This window comes from Desulfurispirillum alkaliphilum (assembly GCF_055378285.1).
Genome location: NZ_AP042405.1, coordinates 2,468,794 through 2,483,340, shown reverse-complemented (window position 1 = coordinate 2,483,340; position 14,547 = coordinate 2,468,794). Strand labels below are relative to the sequence as shown.

12 protein-coding genes, 2 tRNA genes and 1 pseudogene are annotated in these 14,547 nt (G+C 55.8%); 12 read left to right on the top strand and 3 right to left on the bottom strand.

Translation table 11 applies throughout. From position 1 onward, the window contains the following. Positions 1-64: 64 nt before the first annotated feature. A complete protein-coding gene (locus tag ACZ46I_RS11165) occupies positions 65-1,369 on the top strand; it encodes an NCS2 family permease (protein WP_013505774.1) in 1,305 nt (434 codons plus the stop codon). Positions 1,370-1,389: 20 nt separating this feature from the next. Then, entirely contained in the window at positions 1,390-2,367 is a 978-nt protein-coding gene (gene corA / locus ACZ46I_RS11160) for a magnesium/cobalt transporter CorA (protein WP_013505775.1), read from the top strand. A gap of 723 nt (positions 2,368-3,090) precedes the next feature. Here corA and ACZ46I_RS11155 read toward each other — a convergent pair. From ACZ46I_RS11155 to ACZ46I_RS11145, 3 genes and pseudogenes are all read right to left on the bottom strand, one after another. Then, positions 3,091-3,816 (bottom strand): annotated as a pseudogene (locus tag ACZ46I_RS11155) (ABC transporter ATP-binding protein). 477 nt (positions 3,817-4,293) lie between these two features. Continuing rightward, a tRNA-Leu gene (locus tag ACZ46I_RS11150) sits at positions 4,294-4,380 on the bottom strand. 121 nt (positions 4,381-4,501) lie between these two features. Next, a complete protein-coding gene (locus tag ACZ46I_RS11145; protein ID WP_464280830.1) occupies positions 4,502-5,236 on the bottom strand; it encodes a lipoprotein intramolecular transacylase Lit in 735 nt (244 codons plus the stop codon). A 47-nt stretch (positions 5,237-5,283) separates the two neighbouring features. Here ACZ46I_RS11145 and ACZ46I_RS11140 point away from each other — a divergent pair, with 47 nt between their 5' ends. The 10 genes from ACZ46I_RS11140 (at position 5,284) to ACZ46I_RS11095 (ending at position 14,547) form a co-directional block, all read left to right on the top strand. After that, a complete protein-coding gene (locus ACZ46I_RS11140; protein WP_464280829.1) occupies positions 5,284-6,216 on the top strand; it encodes a methionyl-tRNA formyltransferase in 933 nt (310 codons plus the stop codon). Positions 6,217-6,338: 122 nt separating this feature from the next. Next, positions 6,339-6,413, top strand: a tRNA-Gln gene (locus ACZ46I_RS11135). 142 nt (positions 6,414-6,555) lie between these two features. Next, positions 6,556-7,692 (top strand): glutamate 5-kinase, encoded by a 1,137-nt coding sequence (proB, locus tag ACZ46I_RS11130; protein ID WP_013505779.1) that lies wholly within the window; start codon positions 6,556-6,558, stop codon positions 7,690-7,692. 15 nt (positions 7,693-7,707) lie between these two features. Continuing rightward, complete coding sequence (locus tag ACZ46I_RS11125; protein ID WP_464280828.1) at positions 7,708-8,961, top strand: glutamate-5-semialdehyde dehydrogenase; 1,254 nt, start codon at positions 7,708-7,710, stop codon at positions 8,959-8,961. Next, on the top strand, positions 8,958-9,572 hold the full coding sequence (gene nadD, locus ACZ46I_RS11120; protein WP_464280827.1) for a nicotinate-nucleotide adenylyltransferase: 615 nt from the start codon (positions 8,958-8,960) through the stop codon (positions 9,570-9,572). Before ACZ46I_RS11125 ends, nadD begins: the two co-directional genes overlap by 4 nt. Before the next feature lie 75 nt (positions 9,573-9,647). After that, positions 9,648-10,085, top strand: coding sequence for a Fur family transcriptional regulator (locus ACZ46I_RS11115; protein ID WP_013505782.1), 438 nt, complete (start codon positions 9,648-9,650; stop codon positions 10,083-10,085). 155 nt (positions 10,086-10,240) lie between these two features. Beyond that, the gene (gene murJ / locus ACZ46I_RS11110; RefSeq protein ID WP_464280826.1) at positions 10,241-11,806 is read left to right on the top strand and encodes a murein biosynthesis integral membrane protein MurJ; all 1,566 of its coding nucleotides are present in this window, start codon (positions 10,241-10,243) and stop codon (positions 11,804-11,806) included. Then, a protein-coding gene (gene prfB / locus ACZ46I_RS11105) for a peptide chain release factor 2 (RefSeq protein WP_464280825.1) occupies positions 11,803-12,907 on the top strand; the annotation gives its coding sequence in 2 pieces (ribosomal slippage) (positions 11,803-11,871 and positions 11,873-12,907; 1,104 coding nt in all). The genes murJ and prfB overlap by 4 nt, the downstream gene beginning before the upstream one ends. 167 nt (positions 12,908-13,074) lie before the next feature. After that, on the top strand, positions 13,075-14,037 hold the full coding sequence (locus ACZ46I_RS11100; protein ID WP_464280824.1) for a TAXI family TRAP transporter solute-binding subunit: 963 nt from the start codon (positions 13,075-13,077) through the stop codon (positions 14,035-14,037). Between the two features lie 66 nt (positions 14,038-14,103). Further along, positions 14,104-14,547 (top strand): DUF1850 domain-containing protein, encoded by a 444-nt coding sequence (locus tag ACZ46I_RS11095; RefSeq protein WP_464280823.1) that lies wholly within the window; start codon positions 14,104-14,106, stop codon positions 14,545-14,547.

Below are 14,547 nucleotides of genomic sequence, written 5' to 3'. Positions count from 1 at the left end.
TTGGCGTAACTGTAGTAAGCAACAGAAAATTGACTGGATCATAGTTTTCTCATCGGGGGATTTCATGCTTGAATCGATGTTTCGGCTCTCCGCAAACAAGACCAATGTTCGACAGGAGCTCATGGCTGGCGTAACGACCTTTGTCACCATGGGCTATATCATTTTCGTCAACCCGGCCATGCTCTCTGACGCGGGCATGAACTTCAACGCGGTTCTCTTTGCCACCTGTGTTTCCGCCGCCATAGCCACCATTCTCATGGGTCTCTACGCCAATTACCCCTTCGCTCTGGCTCCCGGAATGGGCATCAACGCCTATTTCACCTACGGCGTTGTGCTGGGGATGGGGTACGACTGGCAGACGGCCCTTGGCGCTGTTTTCATCTCGGGTGTGGCCTTTATCATTCTGACTCTCATCAAGGCCCGCGAGCTGATAATGAATGCCATCCCCAAAGGCATCAAAGTCGGCACGGTTTTGGGGATCGGCCTGTTTATCGCCTTTATCGGACTGAAAAACGCCGGCATCATCGTCAAACATCCCGCCACCATGGTCACCATCGGCAGTATCACCCAGCCTGCGGTTCTGGTGGCGATCTTCGGACTGCTTCTCATTGCCGTGCTGGTCAGCCGCAAAATCAAAGGCGCGATTCTCTGGGGAATACTGGCATCAACCCTCCTGGCGATCATGACAGGTGTCTCCAATGCGCCCACCGCCGTCTTCGGCGTTCCCACGCTCTCGGACGTCTCCATGACCTTCTTCCAGATGGATATCAAGGCGGCGATCACCATTGGACTGCTGGAAATTATTTTCGTCTTCCTCTTTGTGGATATCTTCGACTCCATCGGAACCATGACCGGCCTGAGCAAGCAGGCGGGGTACCTGGATGCCAATGGTAAGCTGCCCCGTGCCGACAAAGCGCTCATGGCTGACGGCGTGGGCACCACCGTTGGCGCCTGCCTCGGAACCAGCACGGTTACTGCCTATATTGAAAGTGCTTCCGGTATTGCCGAAGGGGGGCGTACGGGGCTGACTGCCGTAGTGGTGGGCGTGCTCTTTCTGCTGGCACTCTTTTTCACACCGATTATCGGCGCGGTGCCCGCAGTTGCCACAGCGCCAGCGCTGATTATTGTCGGCGCGCTCATGCTGCAGAATGTGCGTGATCTGGACTTTGATGACATGAGCGAGGTCATCCCCGCCTTTCTGACCATGATCATGATGCCCCTGACCTTCAGCATCGCCACTGGACTGGCCTTTGGCTTTATCTCCTACCCCATCATCAAGGCCCTCAGCGGCAAGCTGCGGGATGTCTCCTTCATGGTGTGGATCCTGGGAGCCCTGTTTGTCCTGCGCTTTATCTTCCTGGCGGAATAAGGGAAATTCGGAGGGGGCAGTTGTATATCAACGTCAGTGTATTCGACACAGTCAGCGGTGAACTGACACGCGGCGGCCAGGAGCTGCTGCAGAACTGGGATGCCAACCCCAACGCCATCATCTGGATGGATCTGATCAAGGTTGACCCCGGATTGGAGAGCCAGCTCCTGGAGGACTACTTTCAGTTTCACCCCCTGGCGATTGAGGATACCCTGCGCAAGAACCACCAGCCCAAGCTGGAAGTTTTCTCCGACCACGTTTTTTTTATTCTGCGTGGCGTCATCGCCGGCGAAGAGCCTCTCAGCTTCACCTATCAGCAACTGGCCATGTTTGTGGCGCCACGTTTTATCGTGACGCGCCACCAGGGCCAGATGAGCAGCGCCAGCGCCGCCCAGTGGGGCTACCTCATGTCCAGTCGCAGCGCGCTGGAGCGTGGTACTTCCTATATCGCCATTATGCTGGCCACCATCATCACCGAGCAGTACCTGCCCCTGGTTCAGGAGCTTGAGGAACGCCTGGAGGCCATCGAAGACGGCATGTTCGTCAGCCCGCGCGATGAGCACCTGAACGAGCTGCTCTACTATAAGCGTCAGCTCAAAAAGCTGCGTCGCAGCGCCGCGTACCAGGAGTATATCTTCGTGCGCCTCCGCGAGGGCGGCATCCCCTATTTTCCGCGCAGCCTGCGCCATGAGCTGAACAACGCCTACGAGAACCTGGAGCGGGTGGGCAGTCTGTGCACCCTGTACGGCGACATTGCCAACGACCTCATGAACGGCTACCTCTCCCTCTCGTCCCACCGTCTGGGCAGTATCATGAAGATCCTCACCATCATCACGGCAATCTTCGTTCCCCTGACCTTCCTGGCGGGCATCTACGGTATGAATTTCGAATATATGCCCGAGCTGAGCTGGAAATACGCCTACTTTGGTGTCCTGGGCTTTATGACCGCCATCGCCCTGGGTCTGCTGTGGTTCTTCCGTCGCCGTAAATGGCTTTGAAACGTTGATCTCAAGTTTCGCATCTTGTTGTCTTGGGTTAAGGTTTATTATTCTGACAGTTATCGCGCGGAAACTGTATTGATTTTGAATGCTTGACTTATCTGGTATTCCACTTTTTGTTTCCGGGTATTGTCCTTTTTGACCGCGCAAAAAGGACGCAAAAACGCGCCCCCCGAACGCCCGTTTTTGCGGATCGTTGGCTCGCCTGTTCAGGAGATCCGGCAGCAGGCTGCTCAAAGAGGCCCATCTGCTGCGTTGCCGGGCATCGCTCGTCACTGCGACGTACAGGGAGTACGCCTCGCTTCTCGCTTTACCCGCGCCTTGCACCTGGGCCTCTTTGCGTTGCCTGACCCCTGCATCCCTGCAGTGCTGCCGGACCACTCACTTCCTGTGAGTGTCCCGTTCGGGTCTTACCAGCCAGGCGTCGCACTCACCGGACGGGCTTAGGGGGGAACGGCCTGCTTCTGCCTCTCCCCCGCGTTCTTTCCCAGCCAGGACACGCCGACTGTCAGGTTGCTGAAAAGCCTCATCTGCGACGTTGCTCACCAGTGCTCATCGCTGCGACGTACAGGAAGTACGTCTCACTTCTCACAAACAAGGTGAGGGCAATGTCAAGAAACCCAGTCTGTGCAGAACCATTTCCGCTATTCCAGCATGGTATCCAGGTCGACGCCGACAACCTGCCGCTTCGGGGGTGCGAAACTTCAGGTTGATGGCAGCCGGTTAAAACCGGTACCAGCCGTCAGACTCATGTACCTGGACCGGTGCGGCGAAGAGGCGGCTGAGCAGATCACTGCACAGTACTTCCGCCTTGGGCGCGTCGGCGAAGATACGCCCCTCCCGCAGGCAGATGACCCGGTCGATCTGGGGAATGATATCGGGCAGATGGTGGGTGACCACGATGATGCTGATACCCTCCCCGGCCAGCTGTTCCATGGTGCGATGCAGCTCCCGCTGCGCCGCCACATCAAGGCTGTTGGAAGGCTCATCCAGAATCAGCGATTGCGGCGCGTGTACCAGAGCCCGTGCCAGCACCACGCGCCTGAGTTCCCCTGACGACATCTCTGTCAGGGCCCGCTTTGCAAGGTGGGCGATACCCAGCATGTCCAGGAGCCCCCGCGCCCTGTGAACCATCTCTTCGGTTGCCTCCAGATGGGGCTACAAGCCATGAGTGGAGAAATAGCCGGAGAGCACCGCCTCCAGAGCACTGATGGAAGGACGGGTCAGCTCGGCAACCAGATCGTTGGTGACAATACCGAAACTGCGGCGCAGCTGGGCTACGTTCCACAGTTCCTGCCCCAGAATGCGCAATGCGCTGTCCGCGCTTCGCACCGGGTAGAGCTCACGGGTCAGCAGTTTGATCAACGTGGACTTGCCGCTGCCATTGGGGCCCAGAATCGCCACATGCTCACCGGGGAAAATTCGCATGGAAAGATGCTTTAGGGCCATGTTCTGCCCCTGCATCACGGTAATATTCTGCAGTTCAAGGAGGGGGGTCATGGGGTCTCCTTTCTTCAGGTGTGAACGTTCTTGTACATCTGACTCAAGTTTTGGTGCACCAAAAGAGCAGGTTGTCGACGTTTACCCTGATGCCATGCAGTAATGGTGAAAATGGTTCTGCACAGATAGCGTCTCTTGACATTGCCCTCGCCTTGTTTATGAGTTTCTTTTACCACTTTTTACCCGCAAAAAGTGGCTGGGAAGCGGCCCCCAGTGCTGTCTTTTTTGCGCGGTCAAAAAGGACAATACCCAGGAACGAAAAATGGAATACCAGATGAGTCAAACATGCAAAATACATACGGCTTCTGCGTGCTCAACATCGGGACCATAATATCTTATCCAAGACGACAAGATGCGAAACTTCAGATCCAAGTGGGAAAAGCCTGAAAGGCGAGGAGCTTTCAGGCTTTCGTGTAAAGGATATGTTGGTGCCCGGAGCGAGAATCGAACTCGCACGATATTGCTACCGCCGGATTTTGAGTCCGGTGCGTCTACCAGTTCCGCCATCCGGGCTTCTGGATGGTGCCTGACCGTGTGCTGAAATACCATAAAACACGCAGCCTGTTAACGGTTGTGAAATGTAGCGGCATGGTAGTTTTTTGTCAATTGAAAATACGTTGGCTGTGGTGTGGCTTCAGCGCCGTCCGAGCATATACCACAGGCCGCTGTAGGCAGTGGCGGCAATGAAGACGCTCAACAGGAGCCAGCTGACTGCTATGGCACCGAATATGTCCGGGGCCTTCATGAGGGTGGTCATCAGGGACTCCTGGTAGTAAAAAAACCAGGGGTTATCGGGGGGGAAGAACCAGTCGTGGAGCTGGTAGAAGACCCTGACGGGGCCGAGGATATACACGCCGAGACTGATACACAGTGCGGTGATGCCGAGCAGGGCGGTGGCGCGCAGGGGGTGCAGCAGTCTGCTGCGCCGGTGCCACAGCAGCAGTGCCAGGAGCAGTGTCAGGATCAGGCAGGTTGCCCCGACGCGGGTGAGCAGGGTGACGATATGGGCGACATCCTGCAGGTGGGTGACTTCATCGGCGCTCAACAGGGTTCCGAGTTTCCGGCCATCAGGGGCATGATAGGTGATGGTGGCGAGGTCGCTTCGCCCATGGATGCCGTGGACGATCTGCTGGAACAGGCGAAAGTGCTCTGCGGTGGCGGTGTAGGCAAAGTTTCCCTTGCCGTGGATATTCTGCGGGGCGTACTCCTGGATGTGGGCCTCGATGTGCAGGAGGCTGTACCATTGGGGGTAGAGAAAGTTGACGGAACCGAGGAGAATCCAGCCGATGTACAGGGAGCTCAGCAGGAAAAGAAAGGGCAGACTCAGTGCTGAGGGGTGGAGGGGGCGCAACTTTTGCTTGTTCGCCATGGGTGGTGCTCCTATACTCGGTATATTCTGTGGGAATGGGTACCTTAATGAAAATTGTGATTTTTGGCTACTCCGAGTTTACGCGGCGCTGTGTGCTGGAGCTGCAGCAGCGCGGTATGGACATTCTGCTGCTGTGTCCCGAGTGTGATCGTGAACTGTTTGCAAGTTATGGCATGCACGAAATCGCGGTGCAGCAGCTCATTTTTCACGACATGGATGATCCCGTACTGCTTGACGCCCTGCGCGATTTTTCCCCTGATTATCTCTTTTCCATCATCTTTTCCCATCTGGTGCCCGATCATATTCTCTCCATGGCCCGCCATGGCTCGGTGAACTTTCACCCGGCGCCTCTGCCAGCCTTTCGTACTGCCAATGCCTGGTTCTGGCCTCTGCGTCATGGCGCTGAGTCTTCGGCTCTGTGTCTGCATCACATGACTTCGCGCTGGGACAGTGGCGATCTGGTGCTGCAGGTGCCCTTCTCCCTCAGTCCCCTGGAGACTCAGGGTACCTATGTGCAGAAAGTGTGCGAGCTGGCACCGGCGGTTGTGCAGCAGCTGATGGCTCTGATGAACAGGGGGCCGCTGCCTCGCACTCCCCAGGGCAAGGGCCGTTACTACGGCAAGGTGACGCTGGGTGATATCTTCATCGACTTCAATGAAGGCGCGCGCGGTATTGAGGCGCTGGTTCGTGCCTGTAACCCCTTCCATTACGCCCAGACCATGTTTCGCGACAAAAATATCGAAATTGTCGAGGCCGATCTGACAGGTCGGGCCAGCGATGGGGTTCCCGGCAGCCTGCTGTTTGAGGATGGTGAGCTGTACTGTGCTGCCGCCGATGAGCTGCTGCACCTGCGGATTCTGCAGGTTCCCATGGAGGGCACTTTCAGTGGCAGACGCTTCGCGCTGCAGTATGGGGTGAATTCCGGTGAGCGCCTGCGTCATATTTGCGAGTTTCCACAGTTTCAGCACCTGCTGCAGTGAGTCTGCAACTCTTGCATATGCGCTATTTGGAGGTGCTGGTGCCGGGGTTCAGAATTTTCTGTTGACATTTGGTCCGCATTGACGTATTCATTATCGCCGTTGCACAAAACACGGCAGACTCTTGGGGTGTAGCCAAGCGGTAAGGCAGCGGTTTTTGGTACCGCCATTCCGAGGTTCGAATCCTCGCACCCCAGCCATTCATCAATCAAGCAACTCTCCCAAAAAGAGAGTTGCTTTTTTTGTCGCTGTTGCGCCAAACTGATGGAGGCGTACCCGGAGGCTGCTGAGAATCTTCACGCGCCGGCTGTTTCTCAATTGACGTATTCCAAGGAAGAAGCCATGTCTGCAAGTTCGCTCGTTCAGGTTATTCAGGAAGCTCAGTGTATTGTCATCAAGGTTGGCAGCAACGTGCTGGTGCGTGGCACCGGCCTTGACCTGCCCTTCCTGTACACACTGGCGGAGGATATTCACGAACTGCGCCAGGCCGGAAAAAAAGTGGTCATTGTCACCTCGGGCTCCATTGCCACGGCCATGGTCAAACTCGCCACTCCTGCCCGGCCCAAGGCCCTTCCCCTGAAGCAGGCCTACGCCGCTGTAGGGCAGCTGGGGCTGATGTGGGAGTATGAACGGGCATTTCGCGTCTATAATATTCCTGTAGCCCAGGTGTTGCTGACCAGGGGTGATCTGGAAAACCGCAAACGGTATCTCAATTCCCACAATACCTTTATGGCGCTCTTTGATCTGGGTGTCATTCCCATAGTCAATGAAAATGACACCGTGGCCACTGATGAAATCCGTTTCGGTGATAATGACTCTCTCTCGGCCATGGTTGCCGGGGTGGTGAACGCCGATGTCAATATTATCCTCAGTGATATCGATGGCCTCTATACTGCCAACCCACAGCTTGAACCCGGCGCCACGCACATTGCGCTGGTGACCAGTATTGATGAGCAGGTGGAGAAGATGGCGGGTAACAGCCTCTCCAGTGTCGGTACTGGTGGCATGATCACCAAAATGCAGGCGGCGAAAATCTGCATGAATGCCGGCATTCACATGATTATCGGCTGTGGCAGAGGCAACCACGCCCTGCGGCGTCTGATGAAGGGGAAGACCCGGGGGACGCTCTTTGAGCCTTCCATTGACGCGGTCTCCGCTAAAAAACGCTGGATACTGCAGTCCCTCACCAGCAAGGGAAAGCTGGTTATCGATGACGGAGCCAGGCAGGCGCTGACCCGCAAGGACGCCAGCCTGCTGCCCATCGGGGTGACAGGGGTGCAGGGGCGCTTTGAGCGTGGAGACTGTGTGGACATTGTAGGCGCAGATGGCGTGGCAGTTGCCAAGGGCCTGGCCCTTTACAGTTCCGATGAGATCGTCCGTATCAAAGGGAAAAAATCTACTGAAATAGAGCAGGTTTTAGGGTATACCAATCACGATGACCTCGTTCACCGCGACAACATGGTCCTTTACAATGCGTAAATCAAGGAGAACGCCATGAACCAGCTTGCCATCAATTACGCCAGTGATGCGAAAAGTGCCAGATTCGCCCTGGCTCAACTGGGCAGCCCGCAAAAAAGGACGCTGCTCCATAAAATGGCCGATCAGCTTATTGCCCACAGCGACGCTATTCTGGAAAGCAACCAGCAGGATATGGTCAATGGGCGCAAGAGTGGGCTCTCCAATGCCATGCTCGACCGACTGCTGCTGAATCCCGAACGCATTGAAGACATGGCAGACTCGGTGCGCCAGATTGCCGATATGCCCGATCCCGTTGGGGAGAAGTTTGACCACCGTGTCCTGGATAATGGGCTGGAACTTACCAAGGTTCGCGTGCCCATTGGCGTGGTGATGGTTATATTTGAATCAAGGCCCAATGTGGCCAGCGATGCCGCCGCCCTCTGCGTGAAGTCGGGTAACGCCAGTATTCTGCGTGGTGGTAAGGAATCCATTCACTCAGTGACGGCCATTGGCCGTGCCCTGAAGCATGCCCTGTCGGAAATGAAGCTACCCGCCCAGGTTGTCACCATGGTGGAGGATGCGGATCGCGCCATTATGGAGGATCTGCTGCGCATGACCAGCAGTATCGACCTGGTGGTACCCCGTGGCGGCGAAGGGCTCATCAATTACGTGACTGAGCATTCGCGCATTCCTGTGGTCAAACACGATAAGGGTTTGTGCCATGTGTACATCGACCAGTATGCGGATATGGACATGGCCATCAGGATTGCCGTCAACGCCAAAACTCAGCGACCTGGCGTCTGCAATGCCATGGAAACGCTGCTGGTGCATCAGTCCATCGCACCAGCGATTCTGCCCCTTCTCTGTAAGGAGATGACAAGGAAAAAAGTGGAGATCCGTGGCTGTGAAGCCAGCATAAAACTGTGTCCCGATGCGGGCATCGTGGCGGCAAAGGCGGAGGACTGGGACACCGAGTACCTGGATCTCATCATGAATCTGCGCGTGGTTGATTCGCTGGAACAGGCAGTTGAGCACATCCAGCAGCATGGCACAGGTCATTCGGAAGCCATTGTCACCGAGAACTACCACGCGGCCGGACTCTTTCAGAAGATCGTGGATGCCGCTGCCGTTTATGTCAACGCCTCTACCCGCTTTACCGATGGTGGCCAGTTCGGCATGGGGGCGGAAATCGGCATTTCCACTCAGAAGCTGCACTGTCGAGGCCCCATGGGTGTGCGCGAGCTGACCACTACCAAGTATATTGTCAGCGGGAGTGGACAGATCCGATGATCGGTATACTGGGGGGCGTATTCAGCCCGATTCACAACGGACATCTCTTTCTGGCTGAATACGTGATGCACACCCTGCGTCTGGAAAAGGTCATGTTTCTGCCCTCCAATAAGCCGGCCCATAAAGAAGTGGACGTCATGGACTCCATTGAGCGGCTGCATATGCTGCATCTGGCCGTGGAGGACAATCCACGATTTTTTATCTCCACCATGGAGATTGAGCGTTCCGGGTACAGTTATACCGCCGACACCATCCGCAATCTGGAGAACCCGCGCAACTACTGCTTTATCACCGGCGCGGATATCTTTTCCACCATAACGAACTGGCAGGACAGTGAGTACCTGCTCAGGAATCTGCGCTTCGCCGTTGCCAGCCGCCCGGGCAGCATCAGTCTGGACTCCATTGCTGAGCACCTGCCACCCTGGTACCGATCGCACATTACCGCTGATCTGGAGGATACCGCTAAATCCTGCTATCTTATTCCCATGCCTGAGCTTGAGATCTCCAGTACCTATATTCGCAACGCGCTGCTGGAGAATCGACCACTGCGCTACCTGGTTCCAGACCCCGTCTTTTTTTATCTATCGGAAAAGTATGGTATTGTAAGTTAAGAAAAAAAATGGCAGAATCAATAATGACTCGCAAAGTTAACAAGCAGCACAGAAAATTCCACTGCGGGGTGAAGTATGCAGACACATAAAAAGAGTATTTCGGAAATTACCTCTTCTCTGCGCGACAAGGGCATGAAGATGACACAGCAGCGCCGGGTTATCCTCGATGTGCTGCGCAGCACCAAACAGCATCCATCGGCGGAGTGGATTTACAACCAGGTTCGGAAGATCATACCCAATGTCAGTCTGGGGACGGTGTACCGTAATCTGAACACCCTGCAGCAGGAAGGTCTGGTGCTGGAGATGAATTATGGCAAAGGCCAGTCCCGTTACGACGGGACGGTGGAACCCCACTACCATGTGCGCTGCATTCAGTGTGGCCGCATCGACGATGTGGAGTTCGACACCTACGATCATCTGCACGACCAGGTGGAGTCGCGAACCGGTTTCTCCATCAGTGAGCATCGTCTGGAGTTCTCCGGTATCTGCCCGGACTGCACCAAATCTGTCTGAAGACACAATTTTCCCTGCCACAGCATTGTCATGTCGACAATGCTGTGGCTTTTTTGTGTTCAGCCCACTATGATGTTCAGTTGCTGCCTGTTCACGGTTGGCCGCGGTGTCTGCCCCCTTTTGCGGGCAGGTGAGAACAGTATGAAGGATCACGCATGTCCCAGCAGGGAGAAAGTCGTCTTCTGGCCCGCGCAGTGGCCTCATTCGCTTCCGCCACATTTCTCAGTCGCATAGTGGGCTTTGTCCGCGATATGGTCATCGCCATGTTTTTTGGCGCAGGCCACCGCGCCGATGCCTTTTTCATCGCCTTCAGCATTCCTTCGCTGCTCAGGCGACTTTTTGCCGAAGGAGCCCTTTCGGCCTCTTTTGTTTCCATACTCTCCAAAACCGTGAAAAGCGATGGTGACGAACAGGGCAACGAGCTCTTCCAGAAAGTGCTCAGCCTGCTGAGCGTGGTGCTGGCGGGAGTGACGCTGGTCGGTGTGATTGCCGCGCCCTTGCTGGTCTGGGTCATGGCTCCCGGTTTTGGCCAGGTTGAGGGCAAGCATGAGATGACAGTGCTGCTGACCCGCATCATGTTTCCCTTTCTCTTCTTTATCGGCATGGCGACCACCGTGATGGCGGTGCTGAATACCAAGGGGAAATTCTTTATCGCGTCCTTTACCTCATTTGCCTTTAACCTCGCCATTATCGTGGCGGCGATCGTCGGCTACTACGCCTTTGATCAATCCATATACGCCCTTGGCATTGGTGTGACCATCGGCGGCCTTCTGCAGTTTCTCATGCAGATCCCAAGCCTCTATCGCCTGCGCTACCGGCTGCGCTTTCGTCTGGACTTCCGCGATCCCCGCATCGTGCAGATTGTCACCCTGATGGGGCCTGGGGTGATCGGCCTTGCCGTGGCCCAGGTGAACACCACCGTCGATTCCATCATCGCCAGTTACCTGGTGGCCGGCAGTGTCAGCTTCCTGTACTATGCCAACCGTCTGGTGCAGTTTCCCCTGGGTGTGTTTGGTGTGGCTGTATCCACGGCGATTCTGCCCGGATTGAGCCGCAGTGTTGTTGACAGGAATAGCGGCGAGCTCAACGGCCTGCTGCGTCGCGGGATAGACCTGATCAACTTTATCACTCTGCCGTGCATTGTGGGGCTGGTGATCGCCGGTGATGATATTATCCGCCTGCTTTTTCAGCGGGGTGAGTTCACTGAGTACGACGCGTTGATGACCTACATGGCCCTGGCGGCCTACTCCCTTGGTTTGCTGGCCTTTGCTCTGGTCAAGCTGGTGGTTTCGCTCTTCTACTCCCTGGAAGACAGTAAGACCCCACTGAAGGCAGCTGCCTGGGCCATGCTGGTCAATATCCTCCTGAATCTCGCCCTGATGTATCCTCTGGGGCACGCCGGACTGGCGCTGGCCACCTCTGCGGCCAGCTGGGGGAACTTCCTCTATCTGTGGCATATTGCCCGTCAGCGGGGGATGACTGATGTGCGCCTGTTCAATGGCGAGACCTGGAGAATTCTGCTGGTCAGTGGTATGCTTGGCGCCGTCCTGCTGGTGATGAAGTTCGCGCTGTTGCCCTGGCTGGACGCGGGCACAGGCCTGCGGGTGGTCCTCTACCTGGGCGTTGCGGCTGCAGTCTATCTGCCCCTGGCCAGGGTCGCTCGCATTGACTCTCTGAATTATATTCAAAAATCACTTATGAAAAAGGAGATAGCGCCATGATTATCGATTTTCAGCCCCGCATAGATGCCATGGAGGAAAAGGTCGAGTTTTTCCGGAGGTGTCTTTGACGTTCCTGCCAAAGAGGAGCGTCTGGCCGAACTGGTTCCCATGATTGAAGACCCTACACTGTGGAATGATCCCCAGCAGGCGCAGGGTATCCTGCGCGAAGACAAAATGCTCAAGGATGCCCTGGCCGACTTTAACGAGATTCACCGTCTGCTGGAAGATGTCAAGGTACTCCACGAATTCTGCCAGGAGGACGAGAGTAACGTCGACGAGCTGACGCAGAATCTCGCGAGACTGGAAAAACTCGTTGCCGACTACGAGTTGACAGTGCTGCTCTCCGATGAACACGACCCTTCTAACGCCTACCTGACCATCAACGCTGGCGCCGGAGGAACGGAAAGCCAGGACTGGGGGAGTATGCTTATGCGCATGTACACCCGTTGGGCGGAAAAGCGCAAGTTCAAGGTCACCATCATGGAGTACCAGGAGGGCGAGGAAGCCGGTATCAAGAGCGTAACGCTGTTTATTGAAGGCCTCTACGCCTATGGAAACCTGAAATCGGAAACGGGTGTTCACCGCCTGGTGCGTATATCGCCGTTTGATTCCAACGCACGCCGTCACACCTCGTTTACGTCTGTTTTTGTCAGTCCCGAGATCGACGACTCCATTGAAGTGGACATCAGGGAGAGCGATCTGCGTATCGATACATACCGTTCCAGTGGCGCTGGCGGACAGCACGTCAATACCACGGATTCCGCCGTGCGCATTACCCATACGCCCACTGGCGTGGTCACCCAGTGTCAGAGCGAACGCTCACAGCACCAGAACAAGGATCAGGCCATGAAGATGCTGCGGGCCAAGCTCTATGAGCTGGAGCTGGAGAAGAAACGGCAGGGGCTGCGGGAAGTGGAGGACAGCAAGATGGATATCGCCTGGGGCAGCCAGATTCGCAGCTATGTCCTGCACCCCTATAAAATGGTCAAGGACCTGCGCACCCGTCACGAAACCGGCAACGCGGAAGCGGTTCTCGACGGCGCTCTGGATGAATTTATTAAAGCCTACCTGCAGTGGCAGAGCACGGCGGCCGAGTCGTAGGCGGCAGGATTTGCCACAGGCGGCAGATTCTGCCGCCTGTGGGGCGGTCTCTTCGTTGGGAACAAGGGGGAAGTTGTCCCCCGAAAACACTGTTTTGCAAGCACTCAACTCAAGTGGTACAGGTATTGCTCATGTACCGTGGCATCCAACATTTGAGGAGGCTTTCCATGAAGAAGATCCTGGTATCCCTGAGTATTTTTCTTTCCCTGGCGCTTCTGGCCGTGAGTGCTGCTGCCCAGCAGTTTGACAGAAACCTGTTTATCACCATCGCCACTGGCGGTACTTCAGGAGTTTACTATCCCATCGGCGGAGCGGTAGCCAATATTATCGCCCGTGACCTGAAAGTGGACACCTCTGTCCAGTCCACAGGAGCCTCTGTGGAAAACATCAACCTGCTGAATCGCAACCGTGTTGAACTGGCCATCGTCATGGGCGACGCGGTGGCTCAGGCCTATGAGGGAATCGGCGCCTTTGAAGGTCGTCCCGGTAACAAGGATCTGCGTGGCCTGACGGCCCTCTACCCCAACTATGTGCAGCTGGTGACCACGACGCGCACCGGCATCAACTCTGTGCGTGATCTGGAAGGCCGCCGTGTGGGCGTGGGTGCCGCCAACTCCGGGGTTGAGTTGAACGCCCGCCTGATCCTGGAAGCCCATGGCATGAGCTATGATAACATCCGCCAGGATTACCTCTCCTACAGCGAAGCGGTTGATCAGATCAAAAACGGCATGATTGACGCGGCCTTTGTCACCAGCGGAATTCCCAATGCGACGGTCATTGATCTCTCCACCACCCATGAGGCCAAGATCATTCCCATTGACAATGACGCGCTTGCCTACCTCACCAAAAATTACCCTTTCTTTGCCGCAGGTATTATTCCCGGCGGAACCTACAACGATAAAAACGATGTGCAGACTGCAACCATCACCAACGTCATGCTGGTCAACCATCGCCTCTCCGACGATGTGGTCTATCATATCACCAAATCATTGTTTGAAAATCTGGACACACTGTACGGAGCCCATAACGCCGCGCGTAACATCAAGCTGGAGACAGTTGCCGACGGCATGCCGGTGCCCTTCCATCCTGGTGCCGAGCGCTATTTCCGCGAAGTCGGCGCACTGAAGTAAGTCAAAGTGAAACCAGGGGTGCCCTTGGGGGCGCCCCGCATTTCGGGAGGTACTCTGGTGGTGTTCATGGTGCGTCTGCTGCTGTTGCTGTTTCTCGCCGTTTCCACGGTCAGCGCCGAGGGACTCGTGCTGGAAATACGCCACGTACGCAGCCATGAGGTCCACTTCCACGCCCCGGTGGAGCCCGATGATGAAATCACGCTTGCCTGGATTCACTCGGTGGAACTGACCCCCTGGACAGAAACCTACCAGGTGCAGATCGATGGAACGCTTGTGCTGACGCAGACGCGCTTTTTCTCTTATGGGGCGGGTGTTCCCCTTCAGAGTGGAAACTGTTCGGTGAATGGTGGGCAGGTGGTCTGCACGGGATTTGATTTACAGCTCGACTTTCTCCAGTGGATCCACTCATTCGATGCCGAATACCATGTCCTTCTGAATCAACGGATTCTGCTGGACCGTGACGACCTCCCCCACCATGAACCGCTCAGACTCTCCATACAATCAAGGTGA